This window comes from Streptomyces sp. MMBL 11-1, assembly GCF_028622875.1.
Taxonomy (GTDB): domain Bacteria; phylum Actinomycetota; class Actinomycetes; order Streptomycetales; family Streptomycetaceae; genus Streptomyces.
The window spans coordinates 4249728-4273509 of record NZ_CP117709.1 but is presented as its reverse complement, the minus strand read 5'-3'; the positions used below and the strand labels follow the sequence as shown (position 1 = coordinate 4273509).

The following is a 23782-nucleotide window of genomic DNA, read 5'->3' as shown; positions in this document are numbered from 1 at the left end:
TCAAAAGATCTGCTTGAGCATGTCGTCAGGAATGATCGGCTGGTGATAGGTGCACTCCCCGGACAGCACCGTGGATCCGTGCAGCCGGGAGACCGGGATAAGGATCTTGTCGCCCTGGTTCAGTTCGATCTTGTGCGTCACGTTGTTCCAGAAGTGCATCTGCCCGGCCTCGATCATGACGAGCCGGTGCTCGTTGTGGACATGCGTGGTCGAGGTCTCCTCGTTCGACTCCACGAAGGTGTCGAGATCGACCACGATGTTGTTGTCGCTGAGGTACTTGTCGATCCGGATCGCCTTGTCCTGGTACTCCTGGATGCTGTCCGCCCAGGTCACCTGCTCCACCATGTCGGCCTCCCAGAGGCCGGCGAAGCGCGCGGCGTCCTCGAACCCCTGGTGGAAGCCCTCGACGACCTCGTCCCCGTACCGGGCGACCAGCGGGGTGAGCAGCCGGCCGACCAGCGCCCGCAGACCGTCCTCGGTGAGGGCGGGGGCGGTGCCGAAGTAGTCGGTGTCGGCGGTCAGACAGGTGGCGAAGGCATCCGCGAACCGGTCACGGGTGAGGCTCTCGTCCATCTTCTTGTGGACGAGGGCGCCGAGGAACGCGAACAGGTTCTCCCGGTTCACCGCGAGATGGTGAAGATGATTTCCCCGCGCCAGCGAAGTCGTCAGATACAGCTGCCAGTAGGCCGCGGCGGGCGTCTTCAGACCGCCGCCGTCGAGCAGTTTTCCGTACGCGGACGAGGAATTCACCCAGGACCGGTACTCGTCGACCAGGAACGGCCGCAGGGAATCGCAGGCGAGATCGTACTCACCCAGCGCGGCGCGGCCGACCGCCGCGTTCATGGCGGGCAGGAAAGCGCTCAGCTGAAGCATCAGGAAGGTGCCCGCGTCACGCTTTCCCACGGTCCGCTCGACGGCGTCGATCGCCTTGTTCCCCGACGCCTTGCGCTGCTCGAAGGCGTCGACGACATGGCGGGTGGCGGTGGCGACGTCGGGACGGTCAAGCGGTGTGCGCCCCTCCGCCAGGAAGGAGAAGAGGTGGTTCTCCAGGATGGGCTTGGCCAGGGCGCTCAGCATCCGGTTGTCGTGCGAGTAGAACGCCTTCTGGTCCTGCGCGACGGCCGGGGTCCGCGCCGGGGGCAGATAGAGGGCGTCGAGGTCGTAGACGTTCCGCAGCATGCGATGCCCGAGGAGCGCGCTCAGCTTGAGGGCCTTGGCGGCCGGCATCGGGCCCGAGTAGTCGAGCCAGGCCAGGTCGTCGGGGCGGACCGGCCGCCGGTAGGGGTTGTCCTCGGTCGTCAGCTCTTCCCATTCCGCGGCCCGGAACGCCCGGTTGGCGGCGAACTCCTTCACGATCTCGTTGGGGTCGATGCCAGGGAGGGAGCGAAGAAGAGACGGAGCAGTCACCTGCACAGGTCCTTTCCAGTCGGGAGGGAGATGGAGAGGGAGGAGAGGGAGGAGAGGAAGGGGAAGGGGGAGAGGGCCGGGGTCTGGGGCCGCGCGGGCCGTCAGGACTCGGCGAGTTGCGCGAGACTCATCGCGGCGACCTCGCGGTAGATCCCCGCGGCCAGTTCGATACGGCCCGGTGAGCTCTGCCGCTTCGCCAGGCGGACGGCCAGTTCCCGGACCGTGCGGGCGGCGAAGAGGTCCGTCACCGTGGGCTCGGAGGTGTCCAGCCACTGCCGGATCTGGGCGATCACCTTGGTCGCCAGGACCGAGTCGCCGCCCAGGGCGAAGAAGTCGCCCTCGACGCTCACCCGGCCGGCGCCGAGCACGGAGCCCACGATGTCCGCGAGGACGGTCTCCAGGTCGCCGCTGGGCTCCGTGTGGGGCCGCTCACCGGGCGCCCCGGCGTCCAGCATCGCCCGGACCGCCTTCCGGTCGAGCTTCCCGTTGGGGGTCAGGGGGAAGGCGTCGAGGACCGTGATCCGCTCCGGGATCATGTGCGGGGGCAGCAGCCCCTCCAGGGCCTCCCGCAGACCCGCCTCGACCGCCTCGGACGCCTCGGACGCGTCGGACGCTTCGGACGCGTCGGCCGGGGCGTCCGTGAGCGTGACGGTGGCGACCAGCTTGCGGGTGGTCTCCCCCACCACGTCGGCCACGGCCCGGTGCACGGAGGGCAGGGCGCGCAACGCCGCCTCCACCTCGCCCAGTTCGATGCGATAGCCGCGGACCTTGACCTGGCTGTCGCTCCTGCCGAGGAACTCCAGCGTGCCGTCCGGCCAGTAGCGGGCCATGTCACCGGTGCGGTACCAGCGCTGCCCCTCGTGGAGGACGAACCGGTCCGCGGTCCGCTCGGGGTCGTTGCGGTAGCCGTGCGCGACGCCCCGGCCGCCGATCCAGAGTTCACCGGGGACCCAGTCGGGGCAGTCCGCCCCGGCCGCGTTGACCACCCGGCAGCGGACGTTGCCGAGCGGAACACCGTACGGCACGGCCTTCCAGTGCGACGGGACGGCTCCGGTCACCTCGCAGACCGTGGAGTGGATCGCCGCCTCCGTCGTGCCGCCGAGCCCGGCGAACCGGCACCCGGGCACCAGCCGCCGCAGCCGCTCGGGCAGATCGACGCCGACCCAGTCGCCGCCGAGGACCACCACCCGCAGGCTCGTCCCGAGCCCCGCCGCCTCACCGCCCGCGAGGATCGCGTCGAGCAGGCTCGGCACACAGTTGAGGACGGTGACCCCGTGCGTGCGGACGAGCCCGGCGGCCCGCTGGCCGTCACGGCGGCTCTCGTCGTCCGGGAGCACCACGCAGCCGCCGACGGAGAGCAGGCCGAAGATGTCGTACACGGAGAGGTCGAACTCGAACGGTGACACCCCGAGCGACCGGTCTCCGGTCGAGATCCCGAAGCGCTCGTTCAGACAGTCGACCGTGTTCATCGCGGCGGCGTGCGCCACCTCGACGCCCTTGGGCAGCCCGGTCGAACCGGAGGTGAAGATGACGTAGGCGATGCTCTCCGGGTCCACGGGGACCGGATTCTCCAGCGGCTCGGCACAGTTCATCGCCGTACCGATGTCGAGGGACGGCACCCCGCCCGCCGCCGGGGCGCTCCCGGCGCCGCGCAGGGCGAGGACCACGTCCCCGGTCCGCTCGATCCGGTCGCGCCGGGCGTCGGGCTGCTCGACCCCGATCGGGACGTACGAGGCTCCCGCGGCGAGCACCCCGAGCGCGGCGACGACCTGGTCGGGGCCCTTGGGCAGCTGGATGGAGACCGCGTCACCGGCCCGTACGCCCTGGGCGACGAGTGCGCCGGCGACGCGCAGGGCGCGTTCCCGCAGCCGGCCGTAGGTCAGCTCCCCGTCGGTGCCCCACACCACGGCGGGCAGCTGAGGCGTCGACCGGGCGTGTTCGAAGAACCCCTCGTGCAGCAGCCGTCCCGAGACCGGGCGGTCCGTGGCGTTGGCCTTCTCGCGCGTCGCGGCCTGGGCCGGGGGCAGGCCCCTGGACGCCACGAGACCCCAGTCGGCCTCGTCGGCGAGCAGCTCCTCCAGCAGTTCGCGGTTGCGCCGGAACATCGTGTCCATCATTCCGGCGGGGAACGCCTGCTCCCGTACGTCCCAGTTGAAGAGCAGGCCGCCGCGCAACTCCACGACCTGGGCGTCCAGGACGACCTGCGGGCCCTGCGAGATGATCCACACCGGCTCGCCGAAGGTGTCGATGACGGTGTCCTGGAAGAGCTCGCCCAGATTCAGACCGCTGGTGTAGACGACGTTCGCCAGGACCGGCTCGCCCCGCAGCCGTCCCAGGTCCCGCAGCACATCGAGGCCCGGGCAGGCGACGTGCGAGGCCTTGGTGTGCAGGTTCCGCTGGAAGCGCCGGGCGCGTTCGAGTACGGAGAGCGACTCGGTGACGTCCACGTCGAGCAGCACCGAGCTGCTGAAGTCACCGACGAGCCGCTCCACATCGGGGTGCAGGGGCTCCCGGTTGAACAGCGGCAGATTGAGCAGGAACTTCTGTTCGCTCGACCAGGTGCCGACGACATCGGCGAAGACGGAGGCCAGGACCGTGGCAGGCGTGACACCCCGCTCGTGGGCGCGGTCGATGAGCCGGCGCTTGTGCTCGGGGTCGAGCCAGTGCTCGTAGCGGACCGTACGGAGCGGGTCCTCGCGTTCCGATTCGGGCACCAGGGGCAGCGCGGGCGCGTCCGGCAGTTCGGGCAGGACCTCCTGCCACCAGGCCCGCTGCTCCTCGCGCGCCGTGGCGTTCATCGCGTCGTAGTCGGCGAGATAGCTGCGGTAGTCGTAGGAGAGCGGGGCGAGGCCGCTCCCGCCGTCGCGGTAGAAGGCGGCGAGGTCCGCCAGCATCAGCCGGTAGCTCAGGGCATCGGCGGCGAGCATGTCCACATCCACATGCAGCCTGGTCCGCCCGTCGCGCAGCAGGGTCAGCGAGACGTCGAGGACCTGCCCCAGATCGGCCCGCATGCGCTGGTGCGTCTTCTGCCGCCGGATCTCCTCCAGCCGGCCCTCCACCTCCGCCTCGGGCACCTCGCGGAGATCGGTCAGGGTCCAGACCGGGTGGCCCGGCTGGTCCAGGACCCGCTGGGTCCCGTCGTCGAGGAACTGGCTGCGCAGCATGCCGTGCCGGTTCACCAGATCCACCACCGCGCGCTCCAGCCGCCGCGGCTCGACCCCCTGTCCGTCGAACTCGGCGTACAGGTGGGCCGCGACACCGCCGAGGGCCTGGCCGTCGGCGCGGCCGATCCAGTAGCCGTGCTGCATGGTCGCCAGCCCGAACGGCTCCCCGGCGGCGCTCTCCTGTTCCGCGGGCCGCGCCGGCCGGGACGGCCGGGGTTTCTCCGTACGGAGGCGTTCCTCGATCAGTTCGGACCAGGCCAGGACCGTGGGCCGCAGGGCGAGGTCGGAGAAGTTCACCCGGACACCCCGCCGCCGCAGACTCGCGGCGATCCTGATCATCCGCATGGAGTGGAGCCCCAGAGTGACCAGGTCGTCGTCCGGTCCGATCGCTGCCGGGTCCACATCCAGTTCGCCGGCCACCAGGGCACGGACATCTTCTTGACCCAACACGACGTCTCCCACGGATCCCTCCACGTTTGGCACGGCGTTCCCGGAGCTTGGGCACAGAGGCCCGAAATTTGGAGCTGAATGGACGGGCCACCGCTGTCGGTAATTCCCGCCCCTGCCGGAGAGCGGCAGATTTCCCTGGCGGAATTACGGGTGGTCCGGCCGCTTGACCGTACGACAGGGCCTTTCTCGATGTCAACGAGTACCCGCAAGCCTGTAGAAACACATGAGGAAATTTCCCCTAGGTATTTGTGCGACAGGGATTTCTCTGCAGTATTTTTCCGGCACCCGCAGGCCCCGGGCCACCACCGAGCCGGCGGCGCACATACGCCGTTGACCTCGGATTGAGGCGTGCGCTACGTTCATCCGGCGAAACAGCGGGACGCACAAGCACTGCTGCATCCGCATTCCACGCACCCGGCGCCGATAATTGCGTGGCATCACATTCCGTTCCATGGCGGATTCGCCCACGAACGTTGCGCCGCCTGAATGGTGTCGCCGAAAGGAGCCTCATTCATGACCGTCGATGTGGTTGGCTGGCCGGCCGCGGATGCCGAGAAATATCGGCGCGCCGGATACTGGCGAGGGGAGTCCTTCGCCCACTTCCTGAGCGCCCGGACCCGGGCGTACGGCGACCGGATCGCCGTCGTCGACGACCGGATCCGGCTCAGCTACGCCGAGCTGGACGAGCGCTCCGACCGGGTGGCGCGAGGGCTCGCGGACCTCGGGATCGCCGCCGGGGACCGGGTGCTGGTCCAGCTCCCCAACCGCGTGGAGTTCCTGCTCCTCTGGTTCGGGCTGATGAAGACCGGCGCGGTGCCGGTCCACACCCAGCCGGGCCATCGCAGCAGCGAGATCACCCATCTGGCGCGGCTCTCCGAGGCGGTGGCCTATGTCATCCCCGACCAGCACGCCGGCTTCGACCACCGGCTGCTGGCCCAGGCCGTACGGAACGACAGCCCGGCCCTGAAACACGTCGTCGTGGTCGGCGACCCGGGGCACGGCACCGGATTCACCCCCTTCACCGACCTGTTGACGGACCGGCCCGCGGCCCGGACGCCGAAGTCCCGCGCCCGGGGCGAGGACATGGCGCTCCTGCTGCTCTCCGGGGGCACCACCGGGCTGCCCAAGCTCATCCCCCGTACCCACGACGACTACCTCTACAACGGGCGTGCGGCGGCCGAGGTCTGCGAGCTGACCAGCCGGTCCGTCTATCTCGCGGCGCTGCCGGTGGCGTTCAACTACACGATGAACTGTCCGGGCGTGCTGGGGACACTCGGGGTCGGCGGGAAGGTCGTCCTGGCGAGCAACCCGGACCCGGACTACTGCTTCGACCTGATCGAGGACGAAGGCGTCACCATCGCCGCCATCAACCCGCAGATGGCGCCCGTCTGGCTGGACGAGGCGTCGATGACCCACGCCGACCTGTCCACGCTGCGGGTCCTCCAGATCGGCAGCGCCCGGCTGGCCGACGAGCAGGCCGAGCGGATGTCCAACGGGTTCGGCTGCACCATCCAGCAGGTGTTCGGGATGGCCGAGGGCCTGCTCTGTCTGACCCGGCTCACCGATCCTCCGGAGATCATCAACACCGTCCAGGGCCGGCCGATCTCCCCGGCCGACGAGGTGCGGGTGGTCGGCCCCGACGACCGGGAGGTGGGCGAGGGCGAGGAGGGCGAACTCCTCACCCGTGGCCCGTACACCCTGCGTGGCTACTACCGGGCGGCGGAGCACAACGCCAAGAGCTTCACCCCGGACGGGTTCTACCGCAGCGGCGATCTGGTCCGGCAGCTGCCGTCCGGTCATCTCATCGTGGTGGGACGGTCGAAGGACCAGATCAACCGGGGCGGCGAGAAGATCCCGGCCACGGAGGTCGAGGACCATCTGCTGGCCCACCCCGGGATCCGGTCCGTCGCCCTGGTGGCCGCACCCGACCCCGACTTCGGTGAGCGGCCCGTCGCCTTCATCGTGCCGGCCGGCGAGAGCGCGCCGGACCGCGGGGAGCTGTCGGCCTTCCTCGCCGACCGGGGGCTGGCCGCCTACAAGGCGCCCGCCGAAGTGCGGACGCTCGACGCGATGCCGCTGACCCCCGTCGGGAAGATCGACAAGAAGGTGCTGGCCGCCTCGCTCCGGGACGGGTCGGCCGGATGAACCCCTCCCCCGCCGCGAACCGCCTCGACCGGCTCCTGGCGGACGCGGCACGCGACCACCCGGACCGGCCCGCCGTCACGGCGGGCGGACGGACCCTGACCTACGCGGAACTGGAGCGGGCCGTCACCGAACTGGCCGACGCCCTCACCGCCGCCGGGGTCCGTCCCGGCGACCGCGTCGGCATCCATCTGCCCAAGAGCATCGAGGCCGTCCTCGGCATCTACGCGGTCCTGCGCTCCGGCGCTGTCGCGGCTCCGCTCGACATGGCGGTGCCCCCGGAGCGGGCCGCCAGGATGGTGAAGAACGCGGGCATCACCTTCCTCGTCACCTCGGTGTCGAACACCGCCACCGTCCAGCTGGTGAAGGAGTGCGCCGACGGCGCTCCGGCGGACCTCCGGCCTCTCGGGCGGCACCTGGGCGTCGTCCCCGTCGACTGCCCGTCGGCCCCGCTCGACGGCGCGGCCGGCGCGGGGTACGTGCTCTTCACCTCGGGCAGCACGGGCTGGCCCAAGGGGGTGCTCCTCTCCCACGAGAACGTCCTCCACTTCGTCCGGTGGACCGTCGAGCGGTTCGGCGTCACCCCGGCCGACCGGATCGGCTCCCAGTCGTCGCTGACCTTCGACCTCAGCACCTTCGACCTCTTCGGCAGCGCGCTGTCCGGCGCCTGTCTGGTGCTGCTGCCCGATGTGCTCAAGGGCTTCCCGCGCGATGTGGTGGAGTGGCTGCGGACCGAGCGGATATCGGTGTTCTACGCCGTACCGACGCTGTACCAGTCGATGCTGCACAAGGGCGGAGCCACCGGCGCGGAACTGCCCGGCCTGCGGATCATCGCCTTCGCCGGGGAGCCCTTCCCCGCCGGCGACCTCAAGCGGTACACCGAACTGTTCACCGGCGCCGAGTTCTACAACCTCTACGGCCCCACCGAGACCAACGTCTGCACGTTCGAGCAGGTGGACCACTGCTGGGACCCCCGGGACGGCCTCTCCATCGGCCGGGCGATCGAGGGCGTCCGCGTCGAACTCGTCGACGCGGCGGGCCGGGTCACCCGGGACGAGGGCGAGATCGCCGTGTCCGGCCCGACGGTCTTCCTCGGCTATCTCATCGGCGGTGAGCTGCGCCCGCTCACCACCCGCATCACCCCCGGCGACGGCTCCCCCGCCTATCTCACCGGCGACCTCGGCCACTACGGCGCCGACGGAAAGATCCACCTGCGCGGACGCCGCGACCACCAGGTGAAGCGCCGGGGCTACCGCATCGACCTGTTCGACATCGAGAGCGTGGTGCGGGAGTTCCCGGCGGTGCACAACTGCGCGGCGGTGTGGACGGAGCCCGCCCCGGGCGAGGGACGCATCGCCCTCTACGCGGTCGCCGACAGCATGACGGAGACCCGTCTGCGTCAGGCCGTCGCGGCGGCGCTGCCGCGGCACATGGTGCCCGACGCCATCCATCTCGTCGACCGGTTGGCACTCACCGGCCGAGGAAAGATCGACCGCGAAGCGCTGGCTTCGGCGGCGCCGACCCAGGAAAGGGATCATGGAAGACGTCAATGAACTGTGCGGCCTGGTCCAGGAGATCGTCTCGGAATCCCACGGCGCTCTGGACGAGAAGGTGGAGCCCGACACACCTCTGCTCGTGTCGGGGCTCCTGGACTCCCTGACCATCATGCGGATCGTGGCGCGGGTCGAGGCGAGCACCGGTATCTCCTTCCCGGAGACCTCGCTCGTGGCGGCCAACTTCCGTACACCCGACTCCCTCTGGGCGGCCGTCGAGAAGGCTCGGGCCGCCGCCGGCGACGGGAGCCCGGTGACATGACACCAGGAGCCCTCCGTACGGACATCGAGGACACCGTCGCCCACGCGGCCCGGCTGGCCGAATCCGCCCTGGCCGACGCGGGCGGCGCCGACTTCCGTACCCGGTGGAAGGCGTTCGCGGCCCGGGGCGTCTGGGACGCGGCCCCGGCCCCGGACGCCGGGGCCGGCCGGCTCGGCCCGGTGACCAGGTCCGTGGCCACGGTCGAGGGGATCGGCCGGGCCGGAACGGCCGCCGGACTCTGCTACGCCATGGCCTCCCAGCGGTTCGGCATCCAGTTCCCCCTGCGGTCCGTCCTCGGGGAGGACGGGCAGCGCCGCCTCGGCGACACGGAGAGCGGAGACGTACTGCTCTGCCACGCCCTGACCGAGGAGGGCGGGGGCAGCGATCCCCTGTCGATGTCGACCCGGGCCGAACCGCAGAAGGACGGCGGCTATCTGCTCACCGGGACGAAGTCGTTCGTCACGGCGGCCCCGGTGGCCGACGTCGCGCTCGTCTTCGCCCGGACGGCCGCCGAACGCAGCCCCTTCGCGCTCTCCGCCTTCCTGGTCGACCTGCGCTCCCCCGGCGTCGAACAGAGCGCCCCGTTCCCCAAGACCGCCCTCACCGAAGTACCCATGGGGTCCCTCACGTTCCACGGGGTACGGCTGGGCCCCGACCGCATGGTCGGCGAGGAGGGGGCGGGCCTGGGGCTGCTGACGCTCACCACCGCGTGGGAACGGGCCCTGCTGCTCTCCTACGCACTCGGCCCCATGCGCCGGGTGCTCGACCGCACCGTGGAGTGGAGCACGACCCGGAAGCACTTCGGACGCCGCATGGGAGCGAGCCACATCGTGGCGGCCCGCGTGGCGGACATGGCGCTCGCCCTGTACCGCTCCCGGGAGCTCGTCTACCGCATGGCCGCGCGCCTGGACGCCGGAGAACGACCGCGTCAGCTCGCGGCCGACGCCGCCCTGACCAAGATCTCCGTGGCCGAGGACTACCTGCTGTTCAGCCAGCAGGCGGCCCGGCTCGGCGGAGTGCGTTCCTTCATCGAGGACTCGGGGCTCACCGCCGACCTGACCAGCCCCATGGCGGCGTCGACCTACGCGGGCCCGAACGACCTGCTGCGCATCACCGTGGCGCGCGAGTTGGGGCTGCCCGTGGAGAACTGACCTCCCGCCCGGACGGACAGCCCCGAACAGGCCCGGCAGCCACCGACAGGCCCGGCAGCCCCGGACAGACCTGCCAGGATCGGACAGAAAGGATCACATGCACGCCACGGACACCCCACCCGCGGAACCCCTCCTCGACCGGGTACGGAGCACCGCCGAGGAGCTGAGGCTCCTCTCGGCGAAGGTCGACCGGGGGACCCTCACCCCGCACCACAGCTACCGGCTGGTGCGGGAGGCAGGCCTGCTGACCCTCCTGGTCCCCCGGGAGCACGGCGGCGCGGGCCTCTCGTTCCTCGACTACACCAAGGTCCTGGAGACCCTCGCCACCGGCGACGGCGCCACGGCCCTGGGCTTCAACATGCACAACGTGGCCATCGGCGCCCTCTGCGAGACCGGCGGCACCGGCCTTCCCGAGAGCGCCTCCCGGTTCCGGGACTGGGTGTTCGGCGAAGTCGTCGAGCACGGGCGGATGTTCGCTTCGGCGACCTCCGAGACGGGTTCCGGGGCGAAGCTCCGCCGTCTCCAGGCCACCTACCGGGCGTCCGGCGACGGCTACATCCTGAAGGGCACCAAGGCGTTCGTCTCGCTGGCCGGCATCGCCGACCACTATGTCGTCGCCGCCCGTGAGGACGGCACGTCGGAGGCGGACGAGGTGTCGCACTTCGTGGTCTCCAGGGACGATCCCGGCGTCGCCTTCTCCGGCGTCTGGGACGGCGCCGCGCTCCGCGGGACCCAGACGGCGACCATGACGATGAACGAGGTCGAGGTCCCCCGGCACCGGCTGTTCCTCGGTGTCGAGGGGCTCTCCCTGTTCAAGCTCGTACGGGAGCCGCACTGGATGGTCTCCGGCTACATGGGCGCGTACCTGGGCATCGCCGAATCGATCCTGCAGCACATGGTCCGGCTCCTCCGGGACAACGAGGGCCGCCGCACCTCCCCCGTCGTCCAGGCCGAGGTGGGCCGCCTCGCCGTGGAGCTGCGGGCCGCGCGGGCCCTGGTCCACTCCGCCGCACGACAGGTCGACGAGGGACGCGGAAGCCTGGAGGCCAACACCGCCGTGCACGCGGCGAAGTACTGCATCGGCGAACTCGCCCCCCGGCTCGCGCTCGGCGCCGCCCGGATCTGCGGAGCGGGCGCGCTGCGCACCAGCGGACCGCTGGAACGGCTCCTGCGGGAGGCGGCGTTCTGTGCCGTGATGCCCGCGAAGCCCGACGAGTGCCTGGAGTACGTGGGCAAGTCGACGCTCGGCTTCAACATGTTCAACGCCCAGAACTTCGACTGGTAGCCAGAACGCCGACCGTCAGACCGTCGGCCGGTGGCCAGAACGCCGACCGTCAGACCGTCGGCCGGCGGCCAGAACGCCGACCGTGAGGAGGAGGACCCGCTGTGCCGGAGATCGAGCTGAAGCGCGGCCCCGTCGAGTACCGGCGGATCGCGGGGCGGGACGACCTCGCCCCGCTGGTGTTCCTGCACGAAGGGCTCGGCTGCGTCGCGATGTGGGGCCGGTTCCCCGACGCCCTCGCGCGGGCGAGCGGCCGGCCCGCGGTGATCTACTCCCGCCACGGGTACGGCGGTTCGGGCCCGGCACGGACCCCGCGCCCGGTCTCCTACCTGCGGGAGGAGGCCACGGACGTCCTGCCGGAACTGCTGGACCGCCTCGGCCTGGAACGCCCCGTCCTCGTCGGGCACAGTGACGGGGCGTCCATCGCCCTGCTGCACGCGGCCGGGCATCCGGTGGCGGGTCTGGTGCTGATCGCGCCGCACGTCTTCGTCGAACCGGAGACCCTGGCCGGGATCGTGGCCGCCCGGGAGTCGTACCGGAACGGGCCGCTGGCGGGCCGGCTGGCCGGCTTCCACGACGATCCGGACACCGTCTTCCACACCTGGGCGGACGTCTGGCTCTCCCCCGCGTTCCGCGACTGGAACATCGAGGGCGAGCTGCGCGGGGTCGTGGACCCGGTCCTGCTGGTCCAGGGCGAGCGCGACCAGTACGGGACCGTCCGCCAGCTGCTCGCCATCGAGCAGGGCGTCGCCGGGCCCGTCCGCCTGATCGAGCCGGCGGGCTGCGGGCACTCCCCCCATCTGGAGCGGCCCGGCGAGACCCTGGAGGCGGTGGCCGGTTTCCTGGCGGACGAGGTCACGACGGCGCGGCGCCCCCGCACCCCGGCGCCCTCGTCCTGACCGCTCCGGCGCCGGCTGCCCGTTGCGGCGGCCCGGCACGGTTACGCCCCCGCCCGGTCCGCGCCGGAGCGGAGCCGCCACCCCTGGACCCGGCTGCGCTCCTGCCAGAAGCGCCGGTAGATCCCGTCCCCGGCCAGCAGATCCGTGTGCGTCCCCGATTCGGCGACCCTCCCCTCGTGGAGGACGAGGATCCGGTCGGCGGCCACCACCGTCGGCAGCCGGTGCGCGATGACCAGCAGGGTGCAGCGCCCGGCCAGGGTGCGCAGGGTGTCGGAGATCGCCATCTCGTTGACCGGGTCGAGTGCTGAGGTGGCCTCGTCGAGGATCAGGACGGGCGCCCGCTTGAGCAGCGCCCTGGCCAGCGAGATCCGCTGCCGTTCGCCACCGGAGAGGGAGGCCCCGCCCTCTCCGACGGCCGTGTTCCAGCCGTCGGGCAGCCGCTCGACGATCTCGTCCACCCGGGCCAGCCGGGCCGCGTCCGCCAGTTCGTCCGCGGTCGCGTCGAGGCGGCCGACGCGCACGTTGTCCTCGATGGTGCCCTCGAAGAGGTAGACGTCCTGGAACACCATCGCGACATGGGCGGCCAGGGTGGTGGCGTCGATGTCCCGGACGTCCACTCCGCCCATCCGCACCGAGCCGCCGTCCACGTCCCAGAAGCGGGCGATCAGCCGGGTGACCGTGGTCTTGCCCGACCCGGAGGGGCCGACCAGCGCGGTCATGGTGTTGGCGGGCAGCAGGGCGTCCACCCCGTCCAGTACCGGTTCGGTCCCCGGGGAGCCGGGGTAGCGGAACCGGACGTCGGACAGCTCGATCGTCGCGTCGGCCGGGTGCAGCGGTTCGTCCGGCTCCGGCAGCGGCGGCGTGCGGAAGATCTCGTCCAGCTGGTCCAGCCGGTTCCGTACCGCCCGCAGGGCTCCCCCGGCGTCGCTGAGCGCACCGACCGGCTCGCTGAAGCGTACGAGGAGCACCGCGAGGGCGATCAGCTCGGCCGCGCCGACGGAACCGTTGAGGGCCAGTGCGGTGGCGAGGGCGAGCAGTGCTGTCACCACGAGCTGGACCGTCGCGCCGAAGGCGCCCCGCGCCAGGGACGCCCTCCGCAGCCGGCTGAGCCCGATGTCGTGCTGGCGCTCCATCTCCTGGTCGAGCCGGTCGTTCCGGGTGTCCCCGCGGCCGAAGGCCCGGATGACGGGCTGCGCTTGGGCGAACTCGAAGATCCGGTCGTTGGCCCGTGCCATGGCGTCGTCGACGACCGCGTCGGTACGGCCGATCGCCGACGCCGACCAGCGGTAGGCCAGGAAGAGCAGCGGCCCGGCCGCGGCCATCGCCGCGGCCAGTCGCCAGTCGAGGAAGACCATGACGGCGAGCACGGTCAGCGGGCTGACGATGGAGATGATCAGGGGCGCCAGCAGATGGGCGAAGAGCTGGGTGACCTCGCCGACCCCGCCCGTGGCGAGCCGGGTCAGGGGCCCGAGCCTGGCCCGCGAGAACCAGCCGACGCCGAGCCGGCCCAGCCGCTCGCCCAGCCGGTGGTAGAGGAGGCCCGTGGTGGACACGGCGGTCGTGAAGCCGAGCAGCGCCTGGACGTAGTAGGCGGCGCCGGCCGCCGCGGTGACCAGGGCGAGCAGCCCCAGCCAGGCCCCCGCCCGCCCGGCGTCACCGTCCAGCAGGGCGCTCAGTACCGGTACGAGCAGGGCGAACGCGACCCCCTGCAGTACCGCGTAGACGATCACGGCGATCAGGTGCTTCCTGATCGGGCGCAGTTGTTCCGAGCCGAGGACTCGGACGAGTTGGCTGTGCACGGTGCTCCCTCCGGGTCAGCGGTTCGGGTACGCGGCCAGATCGGCGCCGGACGCCGTGTAGGCGTCCCACAGCCCCTGGTACGGGCCCTCGCGGGCGACCAGTTCGGTGTGCGTGCCGCGTTGCACGACGCGCCCCTTGTCCAGGACGACGATCTGGTCGGCCTCCACGATGGTGTGCAGCCGGTGCGCGACGAAGAGCACGGTGCGGCCGGCGACCAGGACCGACAGTGCGTCGTAGATGCTCGCCTCGGCCTCCGGGTCGACGAACGCGGTGGCCTCGTCGAGCACCAGGACGGGAGTGTCGGCGAGCAGCGCGCGGGCGATGGAAACGCGCTGGGCCTCGCCGCCGGAGAGCCGGGCGTCCTCACCGACCACCGAGTCGTAGCCCCGGGGCAGTTCCATGATGCGGTCGTGACAGCGGGCGGCCCGGGCCGCCGCCTCCACATCGGCGATCGGCGCGTCGGGGCGGGCCATCCTGATGTTGTCGGCGACGGTGGCCCGCAGCAGCCGGACGTCCTGGAAGACGAAGCTCACCCGGCGGTACAGCTCCTGCGAGGTCATCTCGCGTACGTCGACGCCGCCGATGGACACCGCCCCGTGCTCCGGGTCGAAGAACCGGGGCAGCAGCGCGGCCACGGTCGACTTGCCCGCGCCGGAGGGGCCCACCAGCGCGGTGACGGTGCCGGGCTCCAGGGTGAGACCGAACCCCCGCAGAACGGGCTTGTCGGCGGTGTAGCCGAACGTCACGTCGGTGAACTGCACCCGGTTCCCGGACGGCAGGGCCGGCCGCTCCGGCTCGGCCAGGACCGGGGTGTTCAGCAACTCCGAGACCCGGGTCGCGGCCTGCCTCGCCTGGTTGACGGCCTGCGGCGCGTAGGTCACCACGACCAGCGGCGCGGCGATCGCCAGCCCCAGCAGGACGAAGGGCAGCACATCGACCGGCCGGGTCCAGCCCGCGGCGACGAAGAGCGTGCCGCCGCCGAGGGAGGCCAGCAGCATCGTGGCCGGACTGACCACGGCGTACGCGATCGAACTCAGCCGGAGGATCGGCCCCTTCACCGCGCTCAGCGTGGCCATGTAGTCGTCGACCGCCGCGGTGTACCGGACGTCCGCCCGGCCCCGCTGACCGAACGCCTTGATCACGGTGATGCCCTGCACGAACTCGATGACCGCCGCGTTGACGCCGACGATCGCCCGGCCCAGCCGCTCGCCCTGCCGTCCGCTGCGCCGCCCCGTCACCCGGAACAGCACCCCGAAGACCGGCATGGTGACCAGGGTGAACAGGGTCAACCGCCAGTCCAGGGACAGGAGATAGACCAGGGAGGCGACCGGGGCCACGATCGCCATCGTCAGATCCGGCAGCGAGTGCGCGACGAGGTAGTGCAGCGCCTCGACGTCGTCGGCGAGGGTCTTCTTGACCGCAGCGCTGTTGCGGGAGGAGAACCAGCCCAGCGGCAGCCGGCTGAGGCGGCGGGCGAGCCGCCGCCTCAGCCGGAGCTGGAACTCCATGTCCGCGTCGTGCATGAGGAGGTAGCTCAGGGACTGGGCCACGAACCGCACCATCAGGGTGACGGCGGCGAACAGCACCACCCGCCACGCCCGGTCGTCGTCCTGTGCCAGCAGCGCCGTGGCCAGCGGATAGATCGCGATGAACGACCCCAGGGAGCTGACCGAGGCGACGGCCTGCAGCGCGACGCCGAGGATCAGCCGCCCGCGCACCGGCCCCAGCAGTTCCCCGAGGGCTCCGGCGGGCCGTCCGCCCGCCGCCCGGTCCTCACTCTCCATGGTCTCCCCGCTCGTCGCCATCCGGCCGCCTCCTCGTCCCGTGCCTCCCCGTCCCGCGCCTACGCGGTGGCGGCGGGCCGGGTCCTGCCCATGACGACGACGATCAGGGTCGCCAGCAGCAACAGCCCGGCACCGCCCAGGAACGCCGCCGCGTAACCGTCGGTGATGGCGTCCTTCCCGCGGTCCCCGTTGGCGACGGAGATCGCGACCACGTTGAGCGCCGAGATGCCGATCGCGCCGCCGATCTCCCGGGTCGCGTTCGTCAGGGCACTGGCCACCCCGCTCTCCTCCGGCGCCACCCCGTCCAGCGTGAGCCGCATGACGGTCGTCAACGCCGCACCGATACCGAGGCCGATCAGGAGCTGCGAGGGGAGCAGGACGGTCCAGAAACCGGTGTCCGGCTGGATGGTGCCGGTCAGGGCACACCCGGCCGCGCCGAGCAGAAGCCCGCCGATCATGACGGCGCGCGCGCTCACCCCGGCGAGCATCTTGCCGGTCGCGATGGAGCCGAAGAGGATGCCGGCACCGATCGGCACGAAGGCCATGCCGGTCATCAACGCCGAGTAGTCCTTGACCAGTTGGAGGAAGTAGGTGAGGAACAGGTAGTACGCGTAGAGACCGCTCGCGATGAGGACCACCACGAGGTAGCCGCCGCCGCGCACCCGGTGCAGCACGATCCGCAGCGGCATCATCGGCTCCGCCGACCGGTGCTCGATCACGACGAAGAGGGCGAGGATCAGCAGACCCGCACCGCCGAACACCAGGGTGCTGGTGCCGAGCCAGCCGACCTCGACGGCCTCGGAGATGCCGTAGATCAGCGAACCGACGCCGAGCGTCGCGGTCAGGGTCCCGGGCACGTCGAGCCTGGAGGACTCGGCCCCCTTGCTCTCGGTGAGTCCGCGCATCGCCGGACCGAGAAGCAGCAGGACCACCGGAACGTTGAACCAGAGGCACCAGCGCCACGACAGGTACTCGGTGAGCACTCCGCCCAGGATCATGCCCACGACGCCGCCCGTACCGACCGCCGCGCCGAAGATACCGAAGGCCTTGGCGCGCTCCGCGGGCGAGGTGAAGAGCGTGGTCAGCAGGGCCAGCGCGGCCGGCGCCAGGAAGGCGGCGGACACACCCTGGGCCGCTCGGGCCAGCAGCAGCATCGCCTCGTTCACGGCGAAGCCGCCGACGGCCGACGCCACCGCGAAGCCGATCAGGCCCGCGATGAAGAGCTTCTTGCGCCCCTTGAGGTCGCCCACCCGCCCGCCGAGCAGGAGGAACCCGCCGAAGGTCAGGGAGTAGGCGGTGACCACCCATTGGCGGCTGGAGTCCGACATCTCCAGCGCCGACTGGGCCGACGGCAGGGCGATGTTCACCACCGAGGCGTCGAGTACGACCAGTAGTTGGGCCGCGACGATGATCCACAGCGCGCGCCAGCGCCGGGGGTCACCCCCGTCGGCCACCGGTCGTTCTGCTCCGGATTCGCGGACATCCGAGTCTGACATCGGTCCTCGCTTGAGTTGGCAGCGTGTCTGAGCGGCTGGCGCCGGGCACGCCGGATGGAGACTCCCGGCAAGAGGCTCGGGAGGCACGTCGGCCCGAAGCGCGGGTTCACCGGGGAGCCGCTGATGCGCTGTCAGCGCTCCCGGTGAGACGTGGCGTTCCGTTCCGGCAGGCCGCGGAGCGGCGGGCCGGGCCCTGTGCAGGCAAGTGGTCGGCAGTCGGCCCGCACCTGGAGGTACGGGCCGAGCACCGTATGACACTTACTTTATAACACAGTGTCGGAAAGTTGCCGAGCCCTGTTTCACAAGGGAGTTGAGGGTGTGCTGAACAGCGCGGTGACGGGGCCCGGCGGCCCCGCCCGCAGATCCGGCTCAGTGACGGCGGCGGGCGGCCCCGTCGCGGAACCGGCTCAGTGGCGGCGGCCGGCGACCCCGTCCAGGAAGAGGTCGAGCTTGCGCTCGAACCAGGCCGCGGGCGAGCCCGCGACGGCGTCGGCCAGCACACCGCGCAGCCGCGGGTCGAAGGTGTGCATCCACGGACCGATCAGCTCACGGCGGCGGCGGCGGACCGCCTCGATCGCCGCCGCCCCCTCGTCGGGGCCGCCGCCGGGCTCGGAGTCGTCGCCGGGCTCGGAGTCGTCGCTGCCCTGCGGCAGCACGGCGAGGAACGCCTGAGTGACCAGCTCCGCAAGCATGTCCATGATGAGAACAGAGTCCTCGGCGGAGAACCCGTAGCCGAGCAGCGCGACCCCGGTCCGGTTCTCGCGCCCCACCAGCCCGGGGCCGGTGAGCCGGAGCGCGGTGATCTCCTGCGCCAGGCCGGGCCGGGTGGCGAACAACTGCCAGTGGGCCCACGCGGTCGCCGTGAGGAAGGCGCGCCAGTCGTCCTCGGGCTCGGGCCACGCGATCGCGTCGACGGCGTGGTCGGCGGCGGCCGCGGCGAGCGCGTCGCGGCTCGGGAAGTACCGGTAGAGCGTCGAGTGGGAGATACCCATCCGCTCGGCGACGGCCGGCATCGTCAGGCGGGCGAACCCGATCCCGAGCGCCGCGGCGATGATGGCCTCCCGGTCGGCCATGGGCGGCCGGCCCATGCGCCGCGGACGTGAGCCCCTGGTGCTTGCCCTGGTGTCCCGCGTGCTCATGGGCGGAGGTCCCTTCTGTCGACTCCGCACCCATAGTAGGAACACCGCGCGGGGTCACCGCGCCGACGGGCTGCGCACCGCCGCGCGGGCGAAGGCGCCGTCCGGTCACCGGAGCGACAGCGACCCCTCCACCAGCTGACCGCCGGCGACGGGCTCGGACTCGCCCCCACGCCGCTCACCGCACTGACGCCGCTTGCGCTCGTCGCACGCGCAGGCCTCCATGAGCGAGGTCGCCCCCGCCTGCTTCAGGCCCCGGACCCCGCCCTCCAGAAGCCACTTGGCGACGATCCCGGCCCTGCTCCGGACTCCGTACCGGTCGTACAGACGCTGCAGGTGCGAGTCGACGGTCCGGACCGACATGCCCAGGCGCTGGGCTATCTGTTTGTCGCGGTAGCCCGCCGCGATGAGGGAAAGGATTTCTATTTGCCGTGTACTGAGCTGCATCGCCGTCATCGAGAGATCCTTAATGCGAGAAGCACCGCAGGGCTTGACCAGCAGATGAAGCTGATCCGTATTAATGAGCACTCATTAACCAGATGGGGCAACCGTTGACATACGGTCGGCCTCTTGACATCCGGAGTCGAAGTTCCTGCCGCAGCACATCCGCCCAACCAAACCTCATCTCGCGAAGATTTTGAATCAATTACACGAGTAGAAAGATTATGCCGCCCTACCGAACAGGTCAAGATCTCACCGACATCACCTGACCGCAAAGCAGGTGAATCATGAAGCACCGCTTCGCACACCGGCACAGAACACAGGAACATTCCCGCGGGATACCGCTCTCCGGTGCCGGAAACACCTCACAGCCACGCTCGCGAAACCCCAGAATGGCTGAAAACCGATGCCATCGCCGGATGGATTCGCCGGCCGCCGACGCCACCTCCCCGCCGACGTCAGGCCCCGTCGCCACCGCGCTCCCGAACCGTTCAGCTCCCCAGGCCAGATACCCGCACCGGGTATGTTTGGCTGGGTATCGTATTGCGGTCGGCAACGCCTCCTCCATAGCGTCGTCGGGTGATGACCAAGCGCCCCCGCCACAGAAGCCCCGGCCGCACGAACGCGCCCACCCCACCCAGGCGTCGTAGGGACGACTCCGTATGACAGCGGTCTCCACCCCCGCCGCACCCGGCCGTCGGCAGGCCGCACTCGTCGTTCTCTGCTTCGTCCAGTTCATGCTGGTGCTGGACGACACCGTCGTGAACGTCGCGCTCCCCAGCATCAGGAGCGACCTCGGCTTCAGCACCACGGACCTGACCTGGGTCGCCAACGCGTACTTCCTCGCCTTCGGCGGGCTGCTGCTGCTCTTCGGCCGCCTCGGCGACCTGATCGGCCGCCGCCGGGTCTTCCTCTGGGGCGTCACCCTGTTCGGCGCCGCGAGCCTGCTCTGCGGACTCGCCCAGGAGCCCTGGCAACTGGTGGCCGGACGCTTCGCCCAGGGCGCGGGCGCGGCCATGGCAAGCCCGGCGGCCCTGGCGCTGATCACCCTGCTCTTCCCCGGCCGCAAGGAGCGCGCGAAGGCGCTCAGCATCTGGGGCGCCATCGCCGGCCTGGGCGGGACGACCGGGGTGGTGATCTCGGGCGCGCTCACCGGCCTGGCGTCCTGGCGCTGGATCTTCCTGATCAATCTGCCGGTGGCCGTCCTGGCCCTGGCGATCCTGCCGCGCCTGGTCGGCGAGAGCCGCACCGACCGCCCCACCCGGCTGGACGTCCCGGGAGCGCTGCTGGGCACCGGTGCCATCGTCTCCCTGGTCTACGCCCTGCTCCAGACCGAGGAGGCGGGCTGGAGCGACCTGTCGGTCCTGGCGCCGCTGCTGCTCGGCGTCGCCCTGGGGGCCCTCTTCGTGGTGGTCGAGGCACGCACGGCGGATCCGCTGATCCCCCTGTCGTTCCTCTCCGTCAGGATCCGCGCGGTCTCCAACACCGCGGGCCTGCTCTTCACCGCCGCCTTCTTCTCCCTCTCCTTCCTGCTGATGCTGCACCTGCAGACGGTGCTGGGATACGGCCCGCTCAAGGCCGGACTCGGCTATCTGCCCTACGGCGCGGGCATCCTCACCGGAGTCTGGTGCTCCTCCCGCGTCGTGGTCAGACTCGGGCTGCGGTGGACCCTGGTGCTGGCGTTCCTGATCAGCGCGGGCGGACTCCTGCTGCTCTCCGGGGTGTCGCCGAACGACAGTTACGCGCTCGGCGTGCTGCCCGGCATGCTCGTGGTGAGCTTCGGCTCCGGCCTCGGCTTCCCCGCCCTCGCCATCGCCGGGGTCTGGGGCACCGACGAGGAGAACGCCGGACTCGGCTCGGCGATCCTCAGCTCGGTGCAGCAGATCGGCGGCGCCGTGGGCCTGGCCGTCCTGGTCTCCGTGGCCACCCGGCGCAGCGAGGATCTGACCGATTCCGTCGGCCCGTTGCGCGCGGCGACAGAGGGTTTTTCGCTGACGCTCACCATCGCCGCAGGGCTGCTCGTTCTCGGCGCCGTACTCATCGCCGTACTTCTCGCCAAGGACAGCGCCGCACAGCCGGATTCCGCCGCGCGAGAGCCGTCACTGAAACCGGTGTAGAAGAATTCGTCCGACCCGGGCCGGCTCCTGCCGCGAGCCGTGGAGCGCATTTCGACAACAAGCGGAATGCGAATTCCGCACCGCATTCCGGCAGCTGGGCAAAACAGCAACCGGAAATGCGGGGCGTCGCACGTGATGCGGGCGGGCCGGATTCCGGGGAGCGGCAAGCGGACCCCGGAATGATGTTCCATGATGCCCGTCGCGGAGAGCACGCGGAAAAGAAATCGCCGCCGCCCCGACGGGTGCGGCGGCGGTCGACGGGTCATGCCCGTCGTCCGCCGCCGCGATGCCGCCCGGCCGCTCCCGGGAGTCGTTCCTACAGGAACGAGTTGATCTCGATGGTCTCGGTCCGGCCGGGGCCGACGCCGATCGCGGAGATCGGTGCGCCCGACATCTCCTCCAGGGCCTTCACGTAACCCTGCGCGTTCTTCGGCAGGTCGGAGAAGGTCTTGGCCTTCGTGATGTCCTCGGACCAGCCCGGCAGGTTCTCGTAGATCGGCTTCGCGTGGTGGAAGTCGGTCTGGTTGTACGGGAGTTCCTCGACGCGCTTGCCGTCGATCTCGTACGCCACGCAGACCGGGATCTGCTCCCAGCCGGTGAGGACGTCGAGCTTGGTGAGGAAGAAGTCGGTCAGGCCGTTGACCCGGGTCGCGTACCGCGCGATCGGGGCGTCGAACCAGCCGCAGCGGCGGTCACGGCCGGTGGTGACACCGCGCTCGCCGCCGATGCGCCGCAGCGCCTCGCCGTCCTCGTCGTGCAGCTCCGTCGGGAACGGACCGGCGCCGACCCGCGTCGTATAGGCCTTGAGGATGCCGATGACGCGGCTGATCTTCGTCGGGCCGACACCGGCACCGGTGCAGGCGCCGCCCGCCGTCGGGTTCGACGAGGTGACGAAGGGGTACGTGCCGTGGTCGACGTCGAGCAGGGTGCCCTGGCCGCCCTCGAAGAGCACGACCTTGCCCTCGTCGATGGCATCGTTCAGGATCAGGGTCGTGTCGGCGACGAACGGCTTGATCTGCTCCGCGTACTGGAGCATGTCCTCGACGACCTTGCCGGCCTCGATGGCCCGGCGGTTGAAGACCTTGGCCAGGAGCTGGTTCTTCTGCTCCAGGGCCGCCTCCACCTTCTGCTCCAGGATCGACTCGTCGTAGAGGTCCTGGACGCGGATCCCCACCCGGTTGATCTTGTCGGCGTACGTCGGGCCGATGCCCCGGCCCGTCGTGCCGATCTTGCGCTTCCCCAGGAAGCGCTCGGTCACCTTGTCGAGCGTGACGTTGTACGGAGTGATCAAATGAGCGTTGCCGCTGATCAGAAGCTTGGACGTGTCGACGCCTCGCTCGTTCAGACCGCTCAGCTCGGAGAGCAGGACCGCCGGGTCGACCACGACACCGTTCCCGATGACCGGGGTACAACCCGGCGACAGGATTCCGGAGGGGAGGAGATGCAGTGCGTACTTCTGGTCGCCCACGACGACCGTGTGACCGGCGTTGTTACCGCCTTGGTATCGCACGACATAGTCCACGGATCCACCGAGGAGATCGGTGGCCTTCCCCTTGCCCTCGTCACCCCACTGAGCACCGAGCAGCACAAGTGCGGGCACAGGCGTACACCCCTTCCGGGCGGGGCATGTCCAAGGCCAGGGGGCGTACGTCAAGGTCGTACCTGCCGTACGACGATGTACGGCAAAGCCTGAGCCGTCGAACCGGGTGCCCCGGAATAGACGAAGCCCCTGGCGCAATAGCGCAAGGGGCTCTTGCACCAAGATGCTACCCGAGGAAGGACCGAGGTGTCGGCTGCAGAGCCCCCCGGCGACGGCGACGACCAGCTCCTGGTGGTCATCGACCCGGTCGCCCGCCGGACCGACGGCGAGTCCGTCCGTATCGCCAAGGACGTGCTGAGCGCCGGCTCGCACGCCAAGATCTGTCTTCCGGACACCCCCGAGGAGTTCGCGCGGGCCCTGTCCCGGCGGGGTTCCCGCCGCCCCGTGGTGGTCGGCGACGACCACGCGCTGCTGCGCGCGGTGGCCCAGCTCCACCGCGAACGGGAGCTGGCCACCGGCGTCCTCTCCCTGATCCCGGTCGGCGCGGCGCACGCCCTGGAGGTGGCCCACGCGCTCGGCGTCCCCCGGGGCGCGGTGGCGGCGGCGCGGACCGCGCTGGACGGTGCGGTGCGGCGCCTGGACCTGCTGGTCGACGACAGTGACGGCGTCGTCCTCGGCCACCTGCGCATCCCCGCCCCGGCCCCGCCGCCGCCCGGCCCCGGAGGCCCGCACTCGGGCGTCACGGCCGTCTGGGACACCTGCCGCTCGCTGATGACCTCCCTGGTCCGCCCGGCCCCGGTCGCGGCCGGCACGCACCCGGGCACGCACCGCCTGCGCGTCGAGGCGGACGGGGTGCTGCTGAGCGACCTGGACATGCCGGTACGGGGCGTCTCGGTGACGTCCCAGGGCGGCGGGGGCCTCGCCGACGTCGTCGTCCGCACCTCCTCGGGCGAGGACGTGACGGCGGAGGCCAAGGCCGTCACGGTCTCCGGCGCGGACTTCCGCTACCGGGCGGACATACAGACCGGGGGGCCGGTCCGCACCCGGACCTGGACGGTGAGGGCGGGCGCCTGGGGGCTGATGCTGCCGGGCCCGGCGAGCGCGGGCGGGAGCGCGGGCGCACGCTGGTAGAAGACGGCCCGAGACGTCCCGGAGGTG

Annotated in this window: 16 protein-coding genes; 8 read left to right on the top strand and 8 right to left on the bottom strand. The window is 71.0% G+C overall.

Annotated elements, in window-relative coordinates; translation table 11 throughout:
* Complete coding sequence (locus tag PSQ21_RS18790) at positions 1-1407, bottom strand: hypothetical protein (protein WP_274031728.1); 1407 nt, start codon at positions 1405-1407, stop codon at positions 1-3.
* Positions 1408-1508: 101 nt separating this feature from the next.
* A complete protein-coding gene (locus PSQ21_RS18785; RefSeq protein ID WP_274031726.1) occupies positions 1509-5021 on the bottom strand; it encodes a non-ribosomal peptide synthetase in 3513 nt (1170 codons plus the stop codon).
* Positions 5022-5534: 513 nt separating this feature from the next.
* On the opposite strand from PSQ21_RS18785, the gene PSQ21_RS18780 reads away from it, so the two are divergent.
* From PSQ21_RS18780 to PSQ21_RS18755, 6 genes are all read left to right on the top strand, one after another.
* Entirely contained in the window at positions 5535-7166 is a 1632-nt protein-coding gene (locus PSQ21_RS18780) for a (2,3-dihydroxybenzoyl)adenylate synthase (RefSeq protein WP_274031725.1), read from the top strand.
* Positions 7163-8716: an amino acid adenylation domain-containing protein gene (locus tag PSQ21_RS18775; RefSeq protein ID WP_274031724.1), complete on the top strand. Its 1554-nt coding sequence runs from the start codon at positions 7163-7165 to the stop codon at positions 8714-8716. The genes PSQ21_RS18780 and PSQ21_RS18775 overlap by 4 nt, the downstream gene beginning before the upstream one ends.
* Positions 8700-8978, top strand: a complete 279-nt coding sequence (locus PSQ21_RS18770; protein ID WP_274031723.1) for an acyl carrier protein — start codon at positions 8700-8702, stop codon at positions 8976-8978. The genes PSQ21_RS18775 and PSQ21_RS18770 overlap by 17 nt, the downstream gene beginning before the upstream one ends.
* Positions 8975-10129: an acyl-CoA dehydrogenase family protein gene (locus PSQ21_RS18765; protein ID WP_274031721.1), complete on the top strand. Its 1155-nt coding sequence runs from the start codon at positions 8975-8977 to the stop codon at positions 10127-10129. The genes PSQ21_RS18770 and PSQ21_RS18765 overlap by 4 nt, the downstream gene beginning before the upstream one ends.
* Before the next feature lie 97 nt (positions 10130-10226).
* A complete protein-coding gene (locus PSQ21_RS18760; RefSeq protein ID WP_274031720.1) occupies positions 10227-11414 on the top strand; it encodes an acyl-CoA dehydrogenase family protein in 1188 nt (395 codons plus the stop codon).
* A 101-nt stretch (positions 11415-11515) separates the two neighbouring features.
* Positions 11516-12310, top strand: a complete 795-nt coding sequence (locus PSQ21_RS18755; protein ID WP_274031719.1) for an alpha/beta fold hydrolase — start codon at positions 11516-11518, stop codon at positions 12308-12310.
* Between the two features lie 41 nt (positions 12311-12351).
* On the opposite strand, the gene PSQ21_RS18750 is transcribed toward PSQ21_RS18755, so the two are convergent.
* The 5 genes from PSQ21_RS18750 to PSQ21_RS18730 form a co-directional block, all read right to left on the bottom strand.
* A complete protein-coding gene (locus tag PSQ21_RS18750) occupies positions 12352-14109 on the bottom strand; it encodes an ABC transporter ATP-binding protein (RefSeq protein WP_274031718.1) in 1758 nt (585 codons plus the stop codon).
* A gap of 15 nt (positions 14110-14124) precedes the next feature.
* Positions 14125-15915 carry an ABC transporter ATP-binding protein gene (locus tag PSQ21_RS18745; protein WP_274031717.1) on the bottom strand — a complete coding sequence of 597 codons (1791 nt, stop codon included), beginning with the start codon at positions 15913-15915 and terminating at the stop codon, positions 14125-14127.
* A 38-nt stretch (positions 15916-15953) separates the two neighbouring features.
* The gene (locus PSQ21_RS18740; protein WP_274031715.1) at positions 15954-17348 is read right to left on the bottom strand and encodes an MFS transporter; all 1395 of its coding nucleotides are present in this window, start codon (positions 17346-17348) and stop codon (positions 15954-15956) included.
* 449 nt (positions 17349-17797) lie between these two features.
* The gene (locus PSQ21_RS18735; protein ID WP_274031714.1) at positions 17798-18529 is read right to left on the bottom strand and encodes a TetR/AcrR family transcriptional regulator; all 732 of its coding nucleotides are present in this window, start codon (positions 18527-18529) and stop codon (positions 17798-17800) included.
* 105 nt (positions 18530-18634) lie between these two features.
* A complete protein-coding gene (locus PSQ21_RS18730; protein ID WP_274031713.1) occupies positions 18635-18982 on the bottom strand; it encodes a response regulator transcription factor in 348 nt (115 codons plus the stop codon).
* A 647-nt stretch (positions 18983-19629) separates the two neighbouring features.
* On the opposite strand from PSQ21_RS18730, the gene PSQ21_RS18725 reads away from it, so the two are divergent.
* Entirely contained in the window at positions 19630-21084 is a 1455-nt protein-coding gene (locus PSQ21_RS18725; protein WP_274031711.1) for an MFS transporter, read from the top strand.
* 316 nt (positions 21085-21400) lie between these two features.
* Here the strand turns inward: PSQ21_RS18725 and PSQ21_RS18720 are convergent, their stop codons facing one another.
* Complete coding sequence (locus PSQ21_RS18720; protein WP_030082081.1) at positions 21401-22684, bottom strand: adenylosuccinate synthase; 1284 nt, start codon at positions 22682-22684, stop codon at positions 21401-21403.
* 186 nt (positions 22685-22870) lie between these two features.
* On the opposite strand from PSQ21_RS18720, the gene PSQ21_RS18715 reads away from it, so the two are divergent.
* Positions 22871-23755, top strand: coding sequence for a diacylglycerol kinase (locus tag PSQ21_RS18715; RefSeq protein ID WP_274031709.1), 885 nt, complete (start codon positions 22871-22873; stop codon positions 23753-23755).
* Positions 23756-23782: the final 27 nt, after the last annotated feature.

Coding starts and splice junctions, on each gene's coding strand:
- PSQ21_RS18730 (WP_274031713.1), bottom strand. CDS start 18,982: ATGACGGCGATGCAGCTCAGTACACGGCAAATAGAAATCCTTTCCCTC.
- PSQ21_RS18725 (WP_274031711.1), top strand. CDS start 19,630: ATGACAGCGGTCTCCACCCCCGCCGCACCCGGCCGTCGGCAGGCCGCA.
- PSQ21_RS18735 (WP_274031714.1), bottom strand. CDS start 18,529: ATGAGCACGCGGGACACCAGGGCAAGCACCAGGGGCTCACGTCCGCGG.
- PSQ21_RS18765 (WP_274031721.1), top strand. CDS start 8,975: ATGACACCAGGAGCCCTCCGTACGGACATCGAGGACACCGTCGCCCAC.
- PSQ21_RS18780 (WP_274031725.1), top strand. CDS start 5,535: ATGACCGTCGATGTGGTTGGCTGGCCGGCCGCGGATGCCGAGAAATAT.
- PSQ21_RS18760 (WP_274031720.1), top strand. CDS start 10,227: ATGCACGCCACGGACACCCCACCCGCGGAACCCCTCCTCGACCGGGTA.
- PSQ21_RS18770 (WP_274031723.1), top strand. CDS start 8,700: ATGGAAGACGTCAATGAACTGTGCGGCCTGGTCCAGGAGATCGTCTCG.
- PSQ21_RS18745 (WP_274031717.1), bottom strand. CDS start 15,915: ATGGCGACGAGCGGGGAGACCATGGAGAGTGAGGACCGGGCGGCGGGC.
- PSQ21_RS18775 (WP_274031724.1), top strand. CDS start 7,163: ATGAACCCCTCCCCCGCCGCGAACCGCCTCGACCGGCTCCTGGCGGAC.